Genomic DNA, 19,894 nt, shown 5'->3' with positions numbered 1-19,894 from the left:
TTTTTCCGCCCTGCGGACGCGGCGGTTCCGGCAATTATCGCTATATTTGTCTCCGACAACGCGGGACGCGCCGGCCCACGGCGCCCGGCCCGCCCATACCGAATGACACCGCAAACCATCCTACCGCTGATTACCCTGCCGCTCGAGGACCCGATTCTCAAGTTCATGCTCATCATGGCCATCGTGCTGGGCGCGCCGCTGCTGCTCAACCGGCTGAAAATCCCCTATCTGCTGGGGCTCATCATCGCCGGGGCCGTCATCGGGCCCAACGGGTTCAACCTCGTGCTGCGCGACAGCAGCATCATTCTGTCGGGCACGGCGGGCCTGCTGTACATCATGTTCCTCTCGGGGCTGGAGATGGACATGAACGACTTCAAGCGCAACGGCTGGCGCAGCGCGGTATTCGGGCTCTACACCTTCGCGGTACCCATGCTGTTCGGCATCGTGGCGGGCCATTATATTTTAGGGTATTCGCTCTACTCGTCCATCCTGCTGGCGGGACTTTTCGCGTCGCAGACGCTTATCGCCTACCCCATCGTGAGCCGGCTGGGCATCACGCGCGACCGGGCCGTGACTATTGCCGTAGGCGGCACGATCATCACCGACATCCTGGCGCTGATGGTGCTGACGGTGGTGGTGGGGCTCGCGACGGGCCAGGCCGACACGGGATTCTGGTACCGCTTCGGCGCTTCGGTCGTGGCGTGCGTGGCGGCGATTCTGCTGCTGTTCCCGCTCATCGGCCGCTGGTTCTTCAAACGGTGCAGCGACAACGTTTCGCAATACGTATTCGTGCTGGTCATGGTATTCTTAGGAGCCTACCTCGCCCAGCTGGCGGGGCTCGAACCCATCATCGGCGCCTTCCTGGCGGGACTGGCCATGAACCGGCTCATTCCCGGGACCTCGCCGCTGATGAACCGCATCGAATTCGTGGGCAACGCCATCTTCATCCCGTTCTTTCTGATAGGCGTGGGGATGCTCATCGACTACCGCGCGTTCTTCAAGAGCTGGGAGAGCATCGAAGTGAGCATCGTCATGATCGTCATGGTGACGGCGGCCAAATACATAGCGGCCTGCCTGACGCAGAAGACCTTCCGGCTGAGCCGCGACCAGCGCACGCTGCTCTTCGGACTGAGCAGCGCCCATGTGGCGGCGACGCTGGCGGCAGTGATGGTGGGCTACAACGTGGTATTGGGCCGCACGCCCGAGGGCGAACCCATCCGCCTGCTGAACGAAGCGGTGCTCAACGGCACGATTCTGATGATACTGGCGACCTGCACGATTTCGACCTTCGCCTCGCAGCGCGGCGCCCACAACATCGCCATCAAAGGGGCGCAGGGGCCGGGTGAACGCACGACGGGCGAACACGTGCTGATCCCGGTGTCGCGCCAGGAAAAAATCGCCGAGCTGGTGGGGCTGAGCATCGCGCTGACCAAGCAGAAGTACCGCAGTCTCTACGCGCTGAACGTCATCGACAACCAGAGCGACGACCCCGAACTGAAAAAACGCTCGCAGAGCCTGCTCGAAACAGCCGTGACGGCCGCGGCCGCGGCCGACATCCACATGCACAGCCTGCTGCGCTACGATGTGAACACGGTGAACGCCATCGTGAGCGCCGTGCGCGAACGCAACATCACGGACCTGGTGCTGGGCATGCACGAGAATTCGCCGGGGCCCAACGTGCAGATTCCGGGCATACCGACCGCCGCGACGACCGCCGCGCTGGGCAAGACCCTGCAAGCCGTGCTGGCGCAATGCGCCGTGACGACGTTCATCTATCATTCGGCCCAGCCGCTCCCGACCATCCGGCGCCACCACGTAGTGGTCCCGCGCAAGGCGGAGCTGGAAGCGGGATTCCAGGCATGGCTCCTGCGCATCCGCCACCTGGCCCACGACACGGGAGCCCAACTGATTTTCCACGCCCCGAAAACAACCGTCGAACACCTGCGGGGCCGTCGCCGCCGCAAAGACATCGCACAATACGCCGTCTGCGAAGAAACCTGGGACAACCCCGCAGCCCTGCTGCCCGAACTGCGCAACGACGACTGTCTGTGGGTCGTCATGAGCCGCCGCGACCGCATCTCCTACCAGGCGGGCATGTACCGCATCCCGGCCTACCTGGACGAAAACATGGCGGACCACAGCTTCGTACTGGTCTACCCCGTACAGGCCGGACATGCCGAACAACAAGGCATCTTCAACATGAACTTAGGATAAAGAATTAAAAATTAAAAATTAAAAATTAAAAATTAAAAATGAAAAATTAAGAATTAAAAATTGTTCCCCGGATTTCGCTTTTTGATTCCCGATTTTTCATTCTTAATTTTTAATTTCCCTATCTTTGCCCCTCGAAACCGCAAAAGTCAAGGAGACAACATGAGCCTCGTAGCAATCGTCGGACGCCCGAACGTGGGCAAGAGCACCCTTTTCAACCGGCTGGTCGGCCAACGCAAAGCCATCGTGGACGCGACGGCCGGCACCACGCGCGACCGCCACTACGGCAAGACCGACTGGAACGGCAAGGAATTCTCGGTCATCGACACGGGCGGCTACACGGTCAACTCCGAAGACATCTTCGAGGACGAAATCCGCCGTCAGGTGCTGCTGGCCATCGACGAAGCCGATGTAATCCTGTTCCTGGTGGAAGTCTCGACGGGCATCACCGACCTCGACGCGCTCATGGCCGACATCCTGCGCCGGAGCAACAAGAAAGTGTTCCTGGTCTGCAACAAGGTCGACAACAACGACCAGATGTACTCGTCGCACGAATTCTATGCGCTGGGACTGGGCGACCCCTACTGCATCAGCTCCATGTCGGGAAGCGGCACGGGCGACCTGATGGACGCCATTCTGGAAACGCTGCCGGAAGACCCGACGGCCGACGAGAACGACGAACTGCCCCGCATCACCATCGTAGGCCGTCCCAACGTAGGCAAGTCGTCGCTGACCAACGCGCTCTTAGGCGAAGAACGCAACATCGTGACCTCGATAGCGGGCACCACGCGCGACTCGATCCACACGCGCTACAACAAATTCGGGATGGACTTCTACCTGGTCGACACGGCCGGCATGCGCAAAAAAGGCAAGACGATGGAAGACCTCGAATTCTACTCGGTCATGCGCTCCATCCGCGCCATCGAGAACTCGGACGTCTGCATCCTGATGCTCGACGCACAGCAGGGGCTCGAATCGCAGGACCTCAACATCCACAACCTCATCGTCCGCAACCGCAAAGGCTGCGTCATCGTGGTCAACAAATGGGACCTCATCGAAAAGGGCAGCAACACGATGAAGGAATGGACCGAGTTTCTGAAGAAGAAGCTGGCGCCGTTCAACGACATCCCCATCATCTTCACGTCGGTACTCAACAAACAACGCATCCTCGACGTACTGCAAACAGCCATGCAGGTCCACCAGGCGCGCAAACGCCGCATAGCGACCTCGGAACTGAACGAACACATGCTGCCGCTCATCGAGAACTACCCGCCCCCTGCGACCAAAGGCAAGTACATCAAAATCAAGTACGTGACGCAGCTCCCGACCCCGACGCCGCAGTTCGCGTTCTTCGTCAACCTGCCGCAGTACATCAAGGAACCCTACCGGCGGTTCCTCGAAAACAACATGCGCGAACGCTGGGACTTCTCGGGCGTGCCGATGCAAATCTATTTCCGCCAGAAATAAAGCAGCCCCGACCCGGAATGGCACGGGCTACGGTGCGTGCCAGCGAGGTAAGGTAGATTCAGCAATCCGCTGACGCAACGGCGCTTCGGGATTTCCACCGGAGCGCTGAAACGTTTTAACAAGCTGCTGAAACGTTTTAACTGCCGTCAGCTGTGCACCCCAGTCTGACAGAAAACAAACTTTAGTGAATAATGAATAGTTAATAAGGAATAATTATCCACTATTCATTATTAATTATTCATTGAGTACTTTTTCTGTCATTCATCCGAGCGATTGCTGAAAAGCGACTGCTGCGGGCTACCGCACACGCGACGCGGGAGCCTTGACGGGCGTCGGCACGGAAGGCGACTACTGGTCGTCGTCGTCCTACGCTGCGGGCAGCAAGTCGCCCGCCGGGCTGAACTTCAACTCGGGGAACGTCAATCCGCTGAACGGGTTCTCGGGACGGGCGCTCGGCCTCTCCGTACGCTGCGTCCAGCATCTACACGGGGCTGCTTTTTCGGAAAAACCGGACGGAGAACGATTCAGACCTTGCAGAACTTGGAACGGCAGACGAACCAGGGATTGCGGAGGTCCTCCTCGTTGTAACGCAGGGCCCGGCCGTCGGGAAGCGAACGGGTGGAACCGCCCGCCTCGGCGAGAATCAGCTCCCCGGCTGCGGTGTCCCACTCGAAAGTGCGGGTAGTGCGCACGTAATAATCGGCCTGCCCCTCGGCCAACATGCAGAACTTGTAGGAACTGCCCTGCTCGACGACCTCCAGGTCGGGGAAACGCTCGCGCAGACGGGCGATATGCTCGTGGGTCTCGGGAGTCTGGTGCGACCGCGAGACGGCGACGCGCAACGGCCGGGATGGCGGCCCGGCCAAAGGCAGCGGCCGGAAACCCTCGACGATACGCTCGTAGGAATAATCGGCCGCGGCGTCGGGTACGACATGCTCTTTGAGGAAAGTTCCGGCATTGCGCCCGGCAACGTACATCTTTTCGTAAAACGGCACGTAAATCACGGCCCCCATGCAGACGTTGTTCTCCATGAGGGCGATATTGACCGTGAACTCGTTGTTGCCCTTGATGAACTCGACCGTGCCGTCGAGCGGATCGACCAACCAGTAAAGCTCCCAGTTGCGGCGCTCGTCGTAAAGCATCTCGCGCCCCTCCTCGCTCAGCACGGGAATGCGCGTGGGCCCGAGGTACTCGCGGATGACCTTGTGGGCCAGGCGGTCGGCGATGGTGATGGGGGTACGGTCGCTCTTGAGGCTTATGTCGTAATCGTCGCGGTTCTTGTAGACCTGCATGATGGAGGCTCCGGCACGCACGGCCGCATTGAAAAGCGGAGGAAGCAGGTACATCCTCACCTTGTCGTTTATCATCGAGACAGAGGGTTTAAGGTCGGTTTTCGGGGTTGCCATCGTAAAGATACGGAAAATTCACCATTCTGTGAAATTTTTCACATCAATTTTACACGGCACTTTCCGGCCTGCCATATCGGCGAGCAGAAGCCCCGCACAGGCGACGGCACACAGAGCGACAGCCCCGGCGAGCAGAAGCGCCGCCAACACCCACCAGCCATACCAAAGCGCCGCGAAGATCGCACAGCCGAGTGCCGCCACCCCCAGGAACCGCCACCGCGAACTCCCCCGGCGGAACTCGGGCCGATAGAAAAACGGCTCCCACAGCCAACGGCGGGCGTGGCGCGGAATCTTCCGCAGAAACCCGGGGCCGAATCCGCCTGCCACAGCGACGGCGTCACGGCTCAGAAGCGCGAACGAACCGCCGACCCACGAACGCAGCGCCCCGACGGCACCGGGATGCCCCTGCCCCGCCTCGACCGAGAGCCGTTCGAGCACCCCCGGCAACAGATACTGCCCGTCGCGCACGGGAATCAGCCAATCGTAGGAAGCGACCGAAGCGGCAGCGTTCCAATCGTCGGCCGAAGTATCCTCGGAACGGTCGAGCAGCACCAACCGCCGAAAACACCGCCGGCGCGACCGCCACATACTGCGGACATGCTGCACGGGAAATTCGTCGGAGGGCAGGTATTCGACGCGAATCATCCGGTAACGGGCTATCAGCGATTCAAAGAAAGCACGCCGGAGCGACGCATCGGCCACGACGACGACTTCCGAACGGACGTACTCGGACGAGAGCAAGTTCTCGATCTGCGAGAGCCGCCGCACGCCGCTGCAAAGGAGCGAGAAACCGATGGTCCCGGAAGCGTCGCAGGAGGTGCCGAACATACGCGCAGCCAGCAACCGCTTGTTACGCGCCCGCAAGAGGGGCAAAACCAGCCAGCAGGCCCCGGCGACGGCGGCCAGCGACACGAAACAAACAACCGCCGCAATCATACCAGGCATCGTTTATAAGACCGCACGATGGTGTCGTAATAAGCGGATTCGGAATCGTCGAAAAGCCGCGACAGCACCTGCGGAGAGTAACTGCACTGCGCCATGTAGCGCATCAGCGCGCGCCGCTGGGACGGGTTCAAGCGGGCCACGCACCGGGAAACCTCGCGGCGGACCAACGGGCGATGCAACGCACACAGCGTAAAAAGCGCCTCGGCACCCGACGCGTAAGGCTCCTCGCCGTCGAGCAAATGCAGCAACAACGGCTCGGCCTCCTCGATGCCGAACTGCCGGACGACGCTCAAACCCACCCGCCGCAGGTTGAACGACGGCGAAGCGACGAGCGGCTCGTAAGCGACGGGCAGCGCGCCGCGCCGCAGCCAAGTCATGATTTCGGCCACCTCGGTATCGGAAAAAGGCCCGGCATAGTCGGCCAAACGACGCAAAGCCGCGAGGGGCTCGGCAGAGACGCGGGTCATCAAGGCGAAGAACCGGACGTAACGGTTGCGGCTACGCCCGTAACGTGCCATGCGGGGAGGAATCCCCTCGCCGACGGGCAGGACAGCCAACAAAGCGAGGTAACGCGCCCGCCGGTAACCCTGGGCGAAGCGCACGCGCCGCAACAGCCACCTGTCGAGCCCGTAACGCGCGACGACCTGCCGCAGCAGCCCGACGTCGAGTCCGTAAGTCATGGAAACGACCCCGGCCAGCGTTTCGGCCAACACGAGCCGTGACCCGACGCGCCGCAACATGGGGAACCGCGGCACGGCGCCCCGGCCGGAATACAAGGCGGACATGACGATATGGAGGTAACGCCGCTGGAGAACACTGCGGAAACCGCCCTGCCGCCGGGCCTTCAAGGTTTCGACGGCCCACAAGGCCGACAACCCGACGACGGCCGCGCCGGAACAAACCGAACAGACAATCAAAAGCAAATTCATAACCCATTGACCGCAAGGTCGCTGACGACCTTGGCCCGCAACCGCTGCAAACTGACGGGAAAAGTAAGGTACTGGTCGACGCCGCACTCCAACAGAGCGAGGACCGTCTGCTCGCACTGCTGCCACGAGAGGACGTAGACGACGGGCCGCCGCAACCCCTCGGGCCGCAAGCGCCCGATCAACTCGCGCCCGCAGAAAAAGGGAGCGGTCCGCAGCACGATGACCATGTCGAACAACACGCGGGCGCACAAACGCTCCAACTCGGCGCCGCACCCGGCGCACCGCACTTCGGCGTCCACCCCTGCGAGCGCAAGGCGGACCAATTCGCGAGCGAACTCGTCGTCGGAAGCAATCAATATCCGTGGCATAGCAACTCTCCGGAACAGGCCGGAACGGCAACAGCGAAGCCCAAAACCGTGCCAGAGCCCGGGACGCGGAAAAAAAGTTCCCGGGAGTGTTGCTTATACGATAAAAATGCGTATATTTGCACCCTGAATTATGTTATCAAACATAACCAAACGCATTCGATGTACGTTATAGTAGAGATTGCAGGTCAGCAATTCAAGGCTGAAAAAGGTCGGAAACTTTATGTTCACCGTCTTCAGGGCGAAGAAAACTCGTCCGTAAGTTTCGACAAGGTCCTGCTCACAGACAACGACGGTCAGGTCAAAGTCGGCGCACCTGTAGTGAAAGGCGCCACGGTAAAGTGCAAGATCCTGAAGCACCTGAAGGACGACAAGGTCCTGGTCTTCAAGAAAAAGCGTCGCACGGGATACCAGAAATGCAACGGTCATCGCCAGTATCTGACGCAGATCCTTGTAGAGGAAATCGTTGCATAACCTTCAAAAAACCGAATCAACATGGCACACAAGAAAGGTGTAGGTAGTTCCAAGAACGGCCGCGAGTCGGAAAGCAAACGGCTCGGCATCAAATTGTTCGGCGGTCAATTCGCAAAGGCTGGCAACATCATCGTCCGTCAGCGCGGCACGGTGCACAACCCGGGCGAGAACGTCGGCATGGGCAAGGACCACACGCTGTTCGCACTGGTAGACGGCACGGTGGCTTTCTGCAAGAAAGGCGAAGGCAAATCCTATGTAAGCATCACCCCGCTGGCCGAATAAGCAAGCGAAAACCGATAAGAAGACTTCCGGATTTCTCCGGAAGTCTTTTTTTATTGGAGGGGGAGGGAGGCTTTCATCGCCTGCGGCTCGGAAAGATATGCTAATTATTTCTGACAAATATAGATTTTGGCTAACAAAAAGCAGGAACCCGAAAGTTCCTGCTTTTTACGAAAATACGTATTCTATTAATATCCACTATAAAGCGATTGTTTGACATTTGAATATACAAACCGTCGCGGATTTTGCCAAACATAGAAAACTGACACCGGCCTGTTCATAAGGAGCCAAAAAGAAGCGCGAGCTACTTCGCCATTTCCATCAACAGACAATCTGCCGGATGGAAAAGAAGCATAAGGAACGATGTTGTTTCGGACATTCGCAGATTCTCCTCGCAATGCTGCCGGAGACGTCAGAACAACCGACTTGTTGTTTTCGATTGTTTCTTTGATAATCCGGTTCGTACTCGTAATGTCTTCGATTGCTTGCTTATAGACTTTTGTAGGGATGCCGGCCTTTTCTGCTTCGGTCTGATCGATGTCCAAGAAATAAATTTTCTCGGATTCATCCAGTTGAAGATGATTCATCAAAAAGACCTTGGCGTCGTATTCATCCATCTCGACAGTTCGGGTTTTCGGAAGATAATCTTCTTCCACGCCCACATCCTGCGAACAGGAGATAAGAGATAACATTGACAGAATTACTGCAATGTTACCAATAGTGTTTTTCATAACCTAAAAAAATCAAGGTTTGTTATTCGTTTCAAATATAATAAAATCATCTACATTAAACAATAATTTATTGAATTTAATGCACTTTTTATTAGTTCTCTTCAGATTAACTGCGCTACGCTTGTTGGCCTCCTCCTTGCATGGCATAGCCCGCAAGCGGTCTCTGCGCATGTTTCGTTCGTCGGGTGCCACGGGCCTAAAGGCTCTCGCAATGACGAAACGGCAGATTTCTCGCTGACGCTTCGGAATGACAAAATTTATAGATTCTTCGTCAAGGCGATGCCTTTCCTCAGAATGACGGAGGAGAAGTCCTCAGAATGACAAGAGGGCGAGGAGCGAACACGAAAAAAGCGCCGGGAAACGGCGCTTTATATAAAAGGTATGGAGCCGTGGAAACACGGCCGAGAAGCACGGTTATTGAGCCATATCGTTCTTGAGCTCGATGGCCTTGAACGAAGCGAGCTTCTGCTGCTGACCGAAGAGCGTGAGGGTTTCGCCTTTGATGCTGAACCCGTCGACCTTGTCGAGCATCTGCGCGAAAGCGTCCTCGTACTGCATGTCGGGGCAAGCCATCCGGGTCATACCCATGTTGCCGAATGCCAAAGCACCGTCGGCGGCGTTATAGCTGCCGAAGAAGCGGTTGCAATTGGTACGGCCGCTGACGAGCATTTCCTCGCCGTTGAAAATCAAGGTGAAGGCGTCCTCCTCGCTGTCGATGGCCGAAGCGGGGATACCCTCCATGGAGGTGAGCTTCCAAACGGTGCCTTCCAGCGGTTTGTCATTGTGCGCGCCGCAGCAGGCGGTCATCGCGAAAAACAGCGCAGCGGCTGCCAGAATCTTTTTCATAGCTTTCTGTTTTAGAATTCGATTACCCGGCAACACGGCAAATCACGGGCCATGCCGACGGGAATGCAAAGATAACTTATTTTCCGGCAACGAACAAAAAAGACCGCGGCCCCCTCACGGGACCGCGGTCGGAAAAGTCGGCAACCGAACGATTAGTATTCGATTGCGGAAAGGCGCTTATAGCCGTTGTAACGCCACTTGGCATTCTGCTCGGCGGCCTGGAACAGCTCCTCGGCCTCGGCGGGGAACGCTTTCTGGAGCGAAGTGTAACGCACCTCCTTCTTGAGGAAGTCCTGGAACTTCGACCAGTCGGGCTCCTTGGAATCGAGCACGAACGGATTCTTGCCCTGCTCCTCAAGCTGGGGATTGTAGTGCCACAGGTGCCAGTAACCGCAGGCCACAGCCTCCTTGCCGACGGTCTGCGTGCGGGTCATGCCGCCCTTGATACCGTGGTTGATACAGGGAGCGTAGGCGATGACGAGCGACGGACCGGGATAAGCCTCGGCCTCCTTCAAGACGTTGAAGAGCTGCTGCTGCGAAGCGCCGATCGAAACCTGGGCGACGTAGACATAACCGTAGGTCATGGCCATGGCGCCGAGGTCTTTCTTGCGGATACGCTTGCCGCTCGAAGCGAACTTGGCAACGGCACCCACGGGCGTCGACTTGGACGACTGACCGCCGGTGTTGGAGTAAACCTCCGTGTCGACGACGAGGATGTTGACATCCTGGCCCGAAGCGAGCACGTGGTCGACACCGCCGTAACCGATGTCGTAGCCCCAGCCGTCGCCGCCGATGATCCACTGCGACTTCTTGACGAGCCAATCTTTCATTTCGAGAATCTTGCAGCAGTAATCGCAGCCGCAGGCCTCCATCATGGGAACGAGCCGTGCGGAAACCTCGGCCGAAGCGGACGACGAACCGCGGGCGGCGATCCACTCCTTCATGACGCCCTTGAGCTCGTCGGAGCACTTGGTGCAGTTGGCGATAGCCTCCTCCATGGCAGCCTGGATACGGTCGCGGAGCTTCTCGATACCGACGTGCATACCGAGACCGAACTCGGCGTTGTCCTCGAAGAGCGAGTTGGCCCAGGCGGGACCCTGACCCTTGGCATTGGTGCAGTAAGGCGTCGAGGGAGCCGAACCGGAGTAGATGGAGGTACAACCCGTAGCGTTGGCCACCATCATCTTGTCACCGAAGAGCTGCGAAATGGCCTTGATATAAGGCGTTTCGCCGCAGCCGGCGCAAGCACCCGAGAACTCGAACAAGGGCTGTGCGAACTGGAGGTTCTTGACGGACTTGGTCTTGTCGACGACCTCCTTGTAACCGATATTCTTGGTGATGTAATCCCAATTTGCGGCCTGCTTCATCTGCGATTCGAGCGGCTTCATGACCAGTGCCTTCTCCTTGGCGGGGCAGACGTCGACGCAGTTGTTGCAACCCGTACAGTCGAGCGGCGACACCTGGATACGGAACTTGTACTCCTTGGTTTCGCCCAGGCCCTGCTTCCACTCGGCACCCGAAGCGGCAGCCTCGGCCTCGGTGGCGAGGAACGGACGGATGGCAGCGTGGGGGCAGACATAGGCGCACTGGTTGCACTGGATACAATTGTCGATCTGCCACTCGGGAACGTTGACGGCGATGCCGCGCTTCTCGTAGGCGGCCGTACCGTTGTCCCACGTACCGTCCTCGCGGCCGTTGAAAGCCGACACGGGCAGGTCGTCGCCCTTGAGAGCGTTGATGGGGTCGACGATGCTGCGGACGAACTCGGGACGCGACATGTCGACGCTCTGTGCGGCGGCCTTGACCTCGATGGAAGCCCACTCGGCGGGCACGTCGATTTTGACCACGGCGTCACCGCCGGCGTCGACAGCCGCATAGTTCATGTTGACGATGTCCTCGCCCTTCTTGCCGTAGGACTTGAGGATGGCGTGCTTCATCTCCTCGACGGCCTTCTCGAACGGAATGACGTTGGCGATTTTGAAGAACGCCGACTGCATGATGGTATTGGTACGCGAACCCAGGCCGAGCTCGGCGGCGATCTTCGTGGCGTTGATGATGTAGAAATTGATGTTGTTCTTCGCCAGGTAAGCCTTCATGTGGTCGGGCAGGGTCTTGCAGGTGGTCTCGGCGTCGTGCACGGAGTTCAAGAGGAACGAACCGCCCTTCTTGAGACCCTTCAGCACATCGTACTTGTCGACGTACGACGGCACGTGGCAAGCCACGAAGTCGGGCGTAGTGACCAGATAGGGCGAAGTGATGGGCAGGTCGCCGAAACGCAGGTGCGACGACGTGTAACCGCCCGACTTCTTGGAATCGTACGAGAAATAAGCCTGGCAATACTTGTTGGTGGTACCGCCGATGATCTTGATGGAGTTCTTGTTGGCACCCACCGTACCGTCGGCGCCCAGACCGAAGAAGAGGGCCTCGAACGTACCGGGCTTGGCGAGCGAAATCTCCTCGCCGACGGGCAGCGACAGGTTGGTCACGTCGTCGTTGATGCCGACGGTGAAGTGGTCCTTGGGCTGAGCGGCGGCCAGGTTCTCGAAGACGGCGAGCATCTGGGCGGGCGTAGTGTCCTTGGACGAAAGACCGTAGCGGCCGCCGATGATCATGGGCTGAAGCTGCTTGCCGTAGAACATCGACTTGACGTCGAGGTACAGAGGCTCGCCCTCGGCGCCGGGCTCCTTGGTGCGGTCGAGCACGCAGACGCGCTTGACGGAAGCGGGCACGACGTTGAAGAAATACTTCTCGGAGAAAGGACGGTAGAGGTGAACGGTGATAAGACCGACCTTCTTGCCCTGCTTGAGGAGGAAGTCGATGGTCTCCTTGAGGGTCTCGGTGACGGAACCCATGGCGACGACGACGTTCTCGGCATCGGGAGCACCGTAGTAGGTGAAAGGCTTGTACTCGCGTCCGGTAATCTGCGAAATCTGCTTCATGGCGTCGCTGACCATGTCGGGCACGGCGTCGTAGAACTTGTTGGCCGCCTCGCGGGTCTGGAAGTAGATGTCGGGATTCTGGGCCGTACCGCGCGTGACGGGATGCTCGGGATTGAGGGCGCGGCGGCGGAACTCCTTGAGCGCGTCGCGGTCGAGCATGGCGGTGAGGGCGGCCTCGTCGATGAGCTCGATTTTCTGAATCTCATGCGAAGTGCGGAACCCGTCGAAGAAATGGAGGAACGGCACACGCGCCTTGAGCGACACGATATGGGCGATACCGGCGAGGTCCATGACCTCCTGCACCGACGAGGTGGCGAGCATGGCGAAGCCGGTCTGCCGGGCAGCCATGACGTCCTGGTGGTCGCCGAAGATGGAGAGCGACTGGGCGGCGAGCGCACGGGCCGAAACGTGGAAGACGCCGGGGAGCAGCTCGCCCGAAATCTTGTACATATTGGGGATCATGAGCAACAGGCCCTGCGACGCGGTGAACGTCGAAGTGAGGGCGCCGCTCTGCAACGAACCGTGAACGGCGCCGGCGGCACCGGCCTCCGACTGCATCTCGACGACCTTCACCGTCTCGCCGAAGATGTTCCTGCGGCCCTGGGCGGCCCACTCGTCGACGAGCTCGGCCATGGTCGAAGAAGGCGTGATGGGGTAAATCGCCGCAACCTCCGAGAACATGTAAGCCACATGAGCCGCAGCGTAGTTGCCATCGCACGTAATGAATTTCTTTTCTGCCATATTGAATTGAATTTAGAAAATATATATTTGTGTGTATTTCCGAATACGTTTTACAGCCCCGGAACCGCGGTTCCGGAACATGCGATGCAAAGATACGAATAAGCCGAGAGCAAAAAAACGAATTCATTCGATTTTTTTGCCGAGGCGCAGTATCTTCGGCGAAGTCAAAGACACGAATAAGCCGGGCGGAATGCCAAATTTATTTGAGCATTTCCGAGGCGGAAGTATCTTCGGCGAAGCCAAAGATACGGAAAGTCGAGTGCAGAAACAAACCATCGTTTGCCTCTGCCGGAACATAGTATCCAAGACGCAGACAAAGGTACGGAATTCGGACGAAAAACGACCCCCACAATCGTACAAATAACCTGTAAATTTTGGCATCCGAACTGCAATATTCCGATTTTTGGAGCGAAAAGTGCTACCTTTGTCCTCCATGATTCCCTATCGCCGAAAAACGCTGGCCAACGGACTGACCGTGCTGGCGAACCGCGACCGGCAGTCGAAACTGGCGGCCGTGAACATACTCTACAAAGTAGGGGCGCGCAACGAAAACCCCGGGCGCACGGGCTTCGCCCACCTGTTCGAGCACCTGATGTTCCGCGGCACGCGCAGCGTGGAGAACTTCGACCTGCCGGTGCAGATGGCCTCGGGCGACAACAACGCCTTTACGAACAACGACTACACGGACTTCTACATGACCCTCCCGGCGGCCAACATCGAAACGGCGCTGTGGCTCGAAAGCGACCGCATCGAAGGGCTGGACATCACGCCCGAGAAACTCGGAACGGAGAAAAAGGTGGTCATCGAAGAATACCGCCAACGCTATCTGAACCAACCCTACGGCGACCAGACGCTGCTGCTGCGGGCGCTGGCCTACAAGACACACCCCTACCGCTGGGCGGCCATCGGACTGACGCCGGACCACATAGCGCAGGCAACGCTCGACGACGTGCGGGAATTCTACCGGACGCACTACCACCCGTCGAACGCGATATTGTCCATGTCGGCCGACATAGAAGAAGAACGGATGCTGGCGCTGGCCGAAAAATGGTTCGGCGACCTGCCGGACCGGCCGGCAGCCCCCTGCCCCATCCCGCAGGAACCGCCGCAGACGGAAGCCCGGCGCGAAGAAGTGCAGCGCGACGTCCCGGCGACGACGGTGACCGTGGCCTATCCGATGGGCGGCCGCCTGTCGCCCGACTTCTACACGGCCGATTTGGTGTCGGACCTGCTGTCAGGCGGCGACTCGTCGCGGCTCTACACGCGGCTGGTCAAGCAACGGCGCCTGCTCTCGTCGGTGAACGCCTACATCACGGGCGACCTGGACCCGGGGCTTTTCATCTTCACGGGGCAACTGCTGCCGCAGACGACGCCCGAGCAGGCCGAAGAAGCGTTCCGGGAAGAAATCGAAACGCTCTGCCGCATACCGGCCGAAGCCCGCGAAATGCAGAAAGTGAAGAACAAGTTCGAGGCGAACACGCTGTTCGGCGAACTGAACGTCATGAACAAGGCGATGAACTTAGGATTCTACGAAATGCTGGGCGATGCGGAACTCGCGAACCGCGAAGTCGACGCCTACGGCGCCGTGACGGCCGACAGCATTCTCGACTTCAGCCGCCGCACGTTCCGCCCGGAACGAAGCTCCACCCTAATCTACCGCGCCAAATGACACAACCGCCCCTGACCATCCCCTCGGCCGTGGAAATAGAGGCCGCCGAAAAACGCGTGCTGCCGAACGGCATGGCGCTCTACACACTCCCGGCCAACGATTTCGAGGTCCTGCGCGTGACGTTCGTATTCCGTGCGGGGCCGTCGGTACAACGGGTCCCGTTCTCGGCCTCGACGACGGCCAACCTGCTGGCCGAAGGAACCCGGCGCTTCACGGCCCGCGAACTGGCCGAACGGCTGGACTACTACGGCTCGTGGTACGATGTCAACCTGGACCGCGACTACGCCTACATCAGTTTTGCGACCCTCTCGAAATTCTACCGCGAGACGCTGGAAGCAGCGGCCGAAATCCTGCTGCACCCCGTATTTCCGGAAGAAGAACTGCGCACCTACTGCGCCAAACGCAAGCAGCGGCTGCTGATCGACCGCCAGAAAGTGGATGTCCGGGCGCGCGAAGCCTTTGCGCGGGCGCTGTTCGGCGAACGGCACCCCTACGGCATATCGTACGACGGAGCACTCTACGACACGCTGACGCGGGCCGACGTCGAAACGTTCTACCGCACGCACTACACGGCCGAAAACTGCTTTGTGGTATGCAGCGGCCGGATTACCGACGACGAACGGCATGCAGTGGCGGCCATTGCGGAACAGATACCGCACGGGGCGAAGGCCCTGCCGGAATTCCCTGCGCCGCAGACGACCCACGAAGTCAAAGTCGCACACGCGGGAGCGGTCCAGTCGTCGATTCGCATCGGCAGGCTGCTGTTCGGCCGTGAACACCCCGATTTCGTGGGGATGCAGGTCGTGGCGGCGGCGCTGGGCGGCTACTTCGGCTCGCGCCTGATGCAGAACCTGCGCGAACGCCACGGCTACACCTACGGAGTGGTGGCGGCGATGGTGAACTTCGACCGGGCGGGCTATCTGGCCATAGCGACGCAAGTGGGGACCGAAGCGACGCAAGCGGCCCTGAGCGAAATATACGCCGAAATCGAACGCCTGCGGACAGAACCGATGGACGAAGAAGAACTGACGCTGGTGAAGAACATCATGGCGGGCGAGATGATGCGCATACTCGACGGCCCGTTCGGCATAGCCGACGTGACGATAGAGAACATCCTCTGCGGAACGGACAACAGCGTCATCGACGAAAACTTGCGCCGCATCCGCACGATGACCCCCGCCGACGTCCAGCGGCTGGCGCAAAAATACCTGGCCCGGGAAGACTTGGTGACGGTGGTGGCGGGAGAAAACGGGAATTAAAAATGAAAAATTAAAAATCGGGGGGGGGCTGTTCGCGTTGTTATCTAAACCTCAAACTATAAAAGATGCCTGAACTGCATCTCCGAACGGCACATCCATTTTTAATTCTTAATTTTTAATTACATGTTCGCTTACCCAGTTGGTCAGCTCGACGAACTGGCCGACGGAAAGCTGCTCGGCGCGTGAGGTGAAGAAAGGATGCTCGGCACCGCCGAAATCACCGAACGCGGCACGGAGGGAGTTGCGAATCATCTTGCGCCGCTGCCCGAACGACGCCTTGACGACGCGGACGAACAGCCGCTCGTCGCAATCGAGCTGCGCAACGCCGTTGCGCCGCAACCGGATGACAGCGCTTTTGACCTTGGGCGGCGGATTGAAAACCGACTCGCTGACCGTGAAGAGGTACTCGATGTCGTACCACGCCTGCAAGAGCACCGACAGAATCCCGTACTCCTTGGACCCGGGCGGCTCGGCCAGACGCACAGCGACCTCTTTCTGAATCATGCCGACGCACTCGGGCACGAAATCGCGGTGCTCCAGAATCTTGAAAAAAATCTGCGACGAAATATTGTACGGGAAATTGCCGATGATGCGGAGCGCCGAAACGTCGGGGAACGCCGCGCGCAAATCCATCTTGAGGAAATCGCCCGCAATAAGCCGCGGAGCGAAAGCGGGGAAACGGTCGTGCAGGTAATCGACGCTCTCGGTGTCTATCTCGGCCCCGTAAGTCGTCAGGTCGCCGCGCTGCAACAGAAACTGCGTGAGCACCCCCATGCCGCAGCCGACCTCCAGCACCGTGGCGGGCGCTTCGGCCGTACCGCCCGAAAGCGCATCGCAAATCTTGCGCGCAATATTGAGGTCGACGAGAAAATGCTGCCCCAACGCTTTTTTGGCTCTGACTTCGGTCATCGGCGGCAGGATTTTCTGTGGCGGCGGGCCCCGAAGCTCTGCTGCCGGATGGAACGACGGCGGGCTGCGCGGAACGAAACGAGCAACCCAAAGAACCCGACGCCCAGAAGCGCTACCCAAAACCAGACGGCGATACCGCCGTGCATGAACTCAAGGGCGTAGATGATACCGGCGACGGCCAACACCATGACGACCAAGCGGACCGCCTGCCAAAAGAAAGTCTTGCTCATAAGCTACCCTAAGGAATCTGATGCCTGTTGGCCTCGTCGAGGTGGATGCGCTTCTTCTTGCGGAACTCGTGGACGGTCATCCCGGCCCCGGCGCCGACGAAACAGACGGCAATCAACAAGTCGAACCAACCGACGCACGAACGGCACGTGAAGAACCAATAAAGACTGATTCCGAACCACACCGCCGTCAGACAGAAAAACAACAAAGCGAGCGTAAAAGTCTTCTTGTTCATAGGCAAAACCGTATTTGTCAGTTACCCTGCTCGCACATGAACTTGATGCGAACGAGGCGTATCTCCTCCTCGGTATAGTCGGACCCCAGTTCGGCGAGTGCGTCGTCGAGCGAATCGCTCTCGGCATCCTCCCGGAAATAGAGGTAGATGTCGTCGGCCTTGTCCTCGTCCATGAACTCGCGGATATAATAGGAGATGTCGAGCCGGGTACCCGAATTGACGATGCCCTCGATTTCGGTGAGCAACTCGTCGAAATCCAGGTCGCGCGCCCGGGCGATGTCCTCGAAATCCATCTTGCGGTCGATGGACTGGATGATGAAAATCTTGTTGCCCGACTTGCTGGCCACTCCCTTGACGACCATGTCCTGCGGGCGGATGATCTCCTTCTCCTCGACATAGGCCTTGATGAGCCGCACGAACTCCTCGCCGAACTTGCGGGCCTTGCCGACGCCGACGCCGGTGATGTTCTGCATCTCCTCGAGGGTGACGGGATACTGCACGGCCATGTCTTCGAGCGACGGGTCCTGGAAGATGACGAACGGCGGCAAGTCGTGCTTCTTGGCAACCTTCTTGCGCAAGTCCTTGAGCATGGAGAAAAGCTCCTCGTCGGCCGCACCGCCCTTGCCCATGGGGACCTCGGCGACGGCCTCTTTTTCCTCCTGGTCGTAATTGTGGTCGAGGGTGATATTGACAGGGAACGGCATGGTAATGAACTGCTCGCCCTTGGGATTGATGGAAATCAAACCGTAGTTCTCGATGTTCTTGTCGACGAGCCCCAGGATGAGCGCCTGCCGGATGACGGCCCCCCAGAAGCGGGCGTCGTGCTCCTCGCCGGCGCCGAACCACTTCGACTTATTATGGCCGTAACTCTTGATGAGCGCGGTATTCTTGCCGATGAGGACGGAGACCAGGTAATCGGACTTGAACTTGTCGCCGATGTCGCGCAGGGCTTCGAGCGCCATGCGAAGCGCAGCCTTGGCGTCGACCTGCGGCTTGGGATTGCGGCAGTTGTCGCAGTTCTGGCAGTTCTCCTCGGCATACTCCTCGCCGAAGTAATGGAGCAAGGTCTTGCGGCGGCACATGGAACTTTCGGCGTAGGAGACGGTCTCGACGAGCAGCAGCTTGCCGATTTCCTGCTCGGCGACGGGCTTGCCCTGCATGAACTTTTCGAGCTTCTGGATGTCCTTATAACTATAAAAGGTAAGGCAATGCCCCTCGCCGCCGTCGCGGCCTGCGCGCCCGGTCTCCTGGTAATAACCCTCGAGCGACTTGGGAATGTCGTAATGGATGACGTAGCGCACGTCGGGCTTGTCGATGCCCATGCCGAACGCGATGGTGGCGACGATGACGTCGACCCGCTCCATGAGAAAATCGTCCTGGTTGCCCGCACGGGTGGCGGCGTCCATCCCGGCGTGGTAAGCCCGGGCCTTGATGCCGTTGGCGATCAACAGCTCGGTGAGCTCCTCGACCTTCTTGCGGCTAAGACAATAGATGATGCCGCTCTTACCCTCGTTCTGCTTGATGAAACGGATGATTTCGCGGTCGACGTCGTGCTTGGGCCGGATTTCGTAATAGAGGTTGGGGCGGTTGAACGACGACTTGAACACGGCGGCGTCGGACATGCCCAGGTTCTTCTGGATGTCCAGCTGCACCTTGGGAGTGGCCGTGGCGGTCAGAGCGATGAGCGGCGCACTGCCAATCTCGTTGATGATGGGCCGGATACGGCGGTACTCGGGCCGGAAGTCGTGGCCCCACTCGGAAATGCAGTGGGCCTCGTCGATGGCGTAGAACGAAATCTTGATTTTACGCAGGAACGCGACATTGTCCTCCTTGGTGAGGGATTCGGGCGCGAAGTAGAGCAACTTGGTTTTCCCGGCCAGGACGTCGGCCCGGACCTGCTGGACGGCGGTCTTGTTGAGCGACGAATTGAGGAAATGGGCGACGCCCGACTCGGCGGAGAACGTACGCATGGAATCGACCTGGTTCTTCATCAGGGCGATCAGCGGCGAGATGACGATGGCGACCCCCTCCATCAACAGGGCGGGCAGCTGGTAGCACAGCGATTTCCCGCCGCCGGTGGGCATCAGCACGAAAGTATCCTTGCGCTCCAAGACGTTGCGGATGACCGCCTCCTGGTTGCCCTTGAAGGAGGAGAAGCCGAAGTATTCCTTGAGCTTGGCGTGCAGCAGGGATGCGTCGAACTGTTTCATTGAGCCGTCATTGTACGTTAAATCCGAAAATCCAATGTAAAGATAAAAATT

The 19,894-nt window shown here is 58.9% G+C and carries 17 protein-coding genes; 6 read left to right on the top strand and 11 right to left on the bottom strand.

What is annotated here, in order from left to right; all coding sequences use genetic code 11:
- The first annotated feature begins 102 nt into the window (after positions 1-102).
- Together QVG21_RS00395 and der are read left to right on the top strand one after the other, a co-directional pair.
- The gene (locus tag QVG21_RS00395) at positions 103-2,214 is read left to right on the top strand and encodes a cation:proton antiporter (RefSeq protein ID WP_287920990.1); all 2,112 of its coding nucleotides are present in this window, start codon (positions 103-105) and stop codon (positions 2,212-2,214) included.
- A 159-nt stretch (positions 2,215-2,373) separates the two neighbouring features.
- A complete protein-coding gene (der, locus tag QVG21_RS00390) occupies positions 2,374-3,678 on the top strand; it encodes a ribosome biogenesis GTPase Der (RefSeq protein WP_287920988.1) in 1,305 nt (434 codons plus the stop codon).
- Positions 3,679-4,202: 524 nt separating this feature from the next.
- Here der and cysQ read toward each other — a convergent pair.
- Genes cysQ through QVG21_RS00370 form a run of 4 tightly spaced genes read right to left on the bottom strand, consistent with a single transcriptional unit; the run spans position 4,203 to position 7,326 of the window.
- On the bottom strand, positions 4,203-5,045 hold the full coding sequence (gene cysQ, locus QVG21_RS00385) for a 3'(2'),5'-bisphosphate nucleotidase CysQ (RefSeq protein ID WP_287921420.1): 843 nt from the start codon (positions 5,043-5,045) through the stop codon (positions 4,203-4,205).
- Positions 5,046-5,102: 57 nt separating this feature from the next.
- Entirely contained in the window at positions 5,103-6,020 is a 918-nt protein-coding gene (locus QVG21_RS00380) for a hypothetical protein (protein ID WP_287920985.1), read from the bottom strand.
- Positions 6,017-6,958 (bottom strand): hypothetical protein, encoded by a 942-nt coding sequence (locus QVG21_RS00375; RefSeq protein ID WP_287920983.1) that lies wholly within the window; start codon positions 6,956-6,958, stop codon positions 6,017-6,019. The genes QVG21_RS00380 and QVG21_RS00375 overlap by 4 nt, the downstream gene beginning before the upstream one ends.
- Positions 6,955-7,326: a response regulator gene (locus tag QVG21_RS00370; protein ID WP_251214382.1), complete on the bottom strand. Its 372-nt coding sequence runs from the start codon at positions 7,324-7,326 to the stop codon at positions 6,955-6,957. Before QVG21_RS00370 ends, QVG21_RS00375 begins: the two co-directional genes overlap by 4 nt.
- Positions 7,327-7,485: 159 nt before the next feature.
- On the opposite strand from QVG21_RS00370, the gene rplU reads away from it, so the two are divergent.
- Both rplU and rpmA read left to right on the top strand, forming a co-directional pair.
- Entirely contained in the window at positions 7,486-7,797 is a 312-nt protein-coding gene (gene rplU / locus QVG21_RS00365; RefSeq protein ID WP_251214381.1) for a 50S ribosomal protein L21, read from the top strand.
- Positions 7,798-7,818: 21 nt separating this feature from the next.
- On the top strand, positions 7,819-8,079 hold the full coding sequence (gene rpmA / locus QVG21_RS00360) for a 50S ribosomal protein L27 (protein ID WP_251214380.1): 261 nt from the start codon (positions 7,819-7,821) through the stop codon (positions 8,077-8,079).
- Between the two features lie 185 nt (positions 8,080-8,264).
- Here rpmA and QVG21_RS00355 read toward each other — a convergent pair whose 3' ends face one another.
- The 3 genes from QVG21_RS00355 to nifJ all read right to left on the bottom strand — a co-directional run bounded on the left by QVG21_RS00355 (position 8,265) and on the right by nifJ (position 13,333).
- On the bottom strand, positions 8,265-8,807 hold the full coding sequence (locus tag QVG21_RS00355) for a hypothetical protein (RefSeq protein ID WP_287920980.1): 543 nt from the start codon (positions 8,805-8,807) through the stop codon (positions 8,265-8,267).
- A gap of 414 nt (positions 8,808-9,221) precedes the next feature.
- Complete coding sequence (locus QVG21_RS00350; RefSeq protein ID WP_287920978.1) at positions 9,222-9,653, bottom strand: META domain-containing protein; 432 nt, start codon at positions 9,651-9,653, stop codon at positions 9,222-9,224.
- A 152-nt stretch (positions 9,654-9,805) separates the two neighbouring features.
- On the bottom strand, positions 9,806-13,333 hold the full coding sequence (nifJ, locus tag QVG21_RS00345) for a pyruvate:ferredoxin (flavodoxin) oxidoreductase (protein ID WP_287920976.1): 3,528 nt from the start codon (positions 13,331-13,333) through the stop codon (positions 9,806-9,808).
- Between the two features lie 433 nt (positions 13,334-13,766).
- Between nifJ and QVG21_RS00340 the strand changes: the two genes are divergently transcribed.
- Together QVG21_RS00340 and QVG21_RS00335 are read left to right on the top strand one after the other, a co-directional pair.
- The gene (locus QVG21_RS00340) at positions 13,767-15,002 is read left to right on the top strand and encodes a M16 family metallopeptidase (RefSeq protein WP_287921417.1); all 1,236 of its coding nucleotides are present in this window, start codon (positions 13,767-13,769) and stop codon (positions 15,000-15,002) included.
- Positions 14,999-16,261, top strand: coding sequence for a M16 family metallopeptidase (locus QVG21_RS00335; RefSeq protein WP_287920974.1), 1,263 nt, complete (start codon positions 14,999-15,001; stop codon positions 16,259-16,261). Before QVG21_RS00340 ends, QVG21_RS00335 begins: the two co-directional genes overlap by 4 nt.
- Positions 16,262-16,369: 108 nt before the next feature.
- Here QVG21_RS00335 and rsmA read toward each other — a convergent pair whose 3' ends face one another.
- The 4 genes from rsmA to recQ are packed head-to-tail and all read right to left on the bottom strand — an operon-like array spanning position 16,370 to position 19,843.
- Complete coding sequence (rsmA, locus tag QVG21_RS00330; protein WP_251214375.1) at positions 16,370-17,170, bottom strand: 16S rRNA (adenine(1518)-N(6)/adenine(1519)-N(6))-dimethyltransferase RsmA; 801 nt, start codon at positions 17,168-17,170, stop codon at positions 16,370-16,372.
- On the bottom strand, positions 17,167-17,400 hold the full coding sequence (locus QVG21_RS00325; RefSeq protein ID WP_287920970.1) for a hypothetical protein: 234 nt from the start codon (positions 17,398-17,400) through the stop codon (positions 17,167-17,169). Before QVG21_RS00325 ends, rsmA begins: the two co-directional genes overlap by 4 nt.
- A gap of 8 nt (positions 17,401-17,408) precedes the next feature.
- Positions 17,409-17,633, bottom strand: coding sequence for a hypothetical protein (locus QVG21_RS00320; RefSeq protein ID WP_251214373.1), 225 nt, complete (start codon positions 17,631-17,633; stop codon positions 17,409-17,411).
- A gap of 17 nt (positions 17,634-17,650) precedes the next feature.
- Positions 17,651-19,843 (bottom strand): DNA helicase RecQ, encoded by a 2,193-nt coding sequence (gene recQ, locus QVG21_RS00315; RefSeq protein WP_287920967.1) that lies wholly within the window; start codon positions 19,841-19,843, stop codon positions 17,651-17,653.
- Positions 19,844-19,894 lie beyond the last annotated feature (51 nt).

Origin of the sequence: Alistipes sp. UBA6068 (assembly GCF_949428155.1) — a bacterium.
GTDB lineage: Bacteria > Bacteroidota > Bacteroidia > Bacteroidales > Rikenellaceae > Alistipes > Alistipes muris.
The sequence above is the reverse complement of the archived record's forward strand: the minus strand, read 5'-3'. Positions and strand labels throughout refer to the sequence as shown.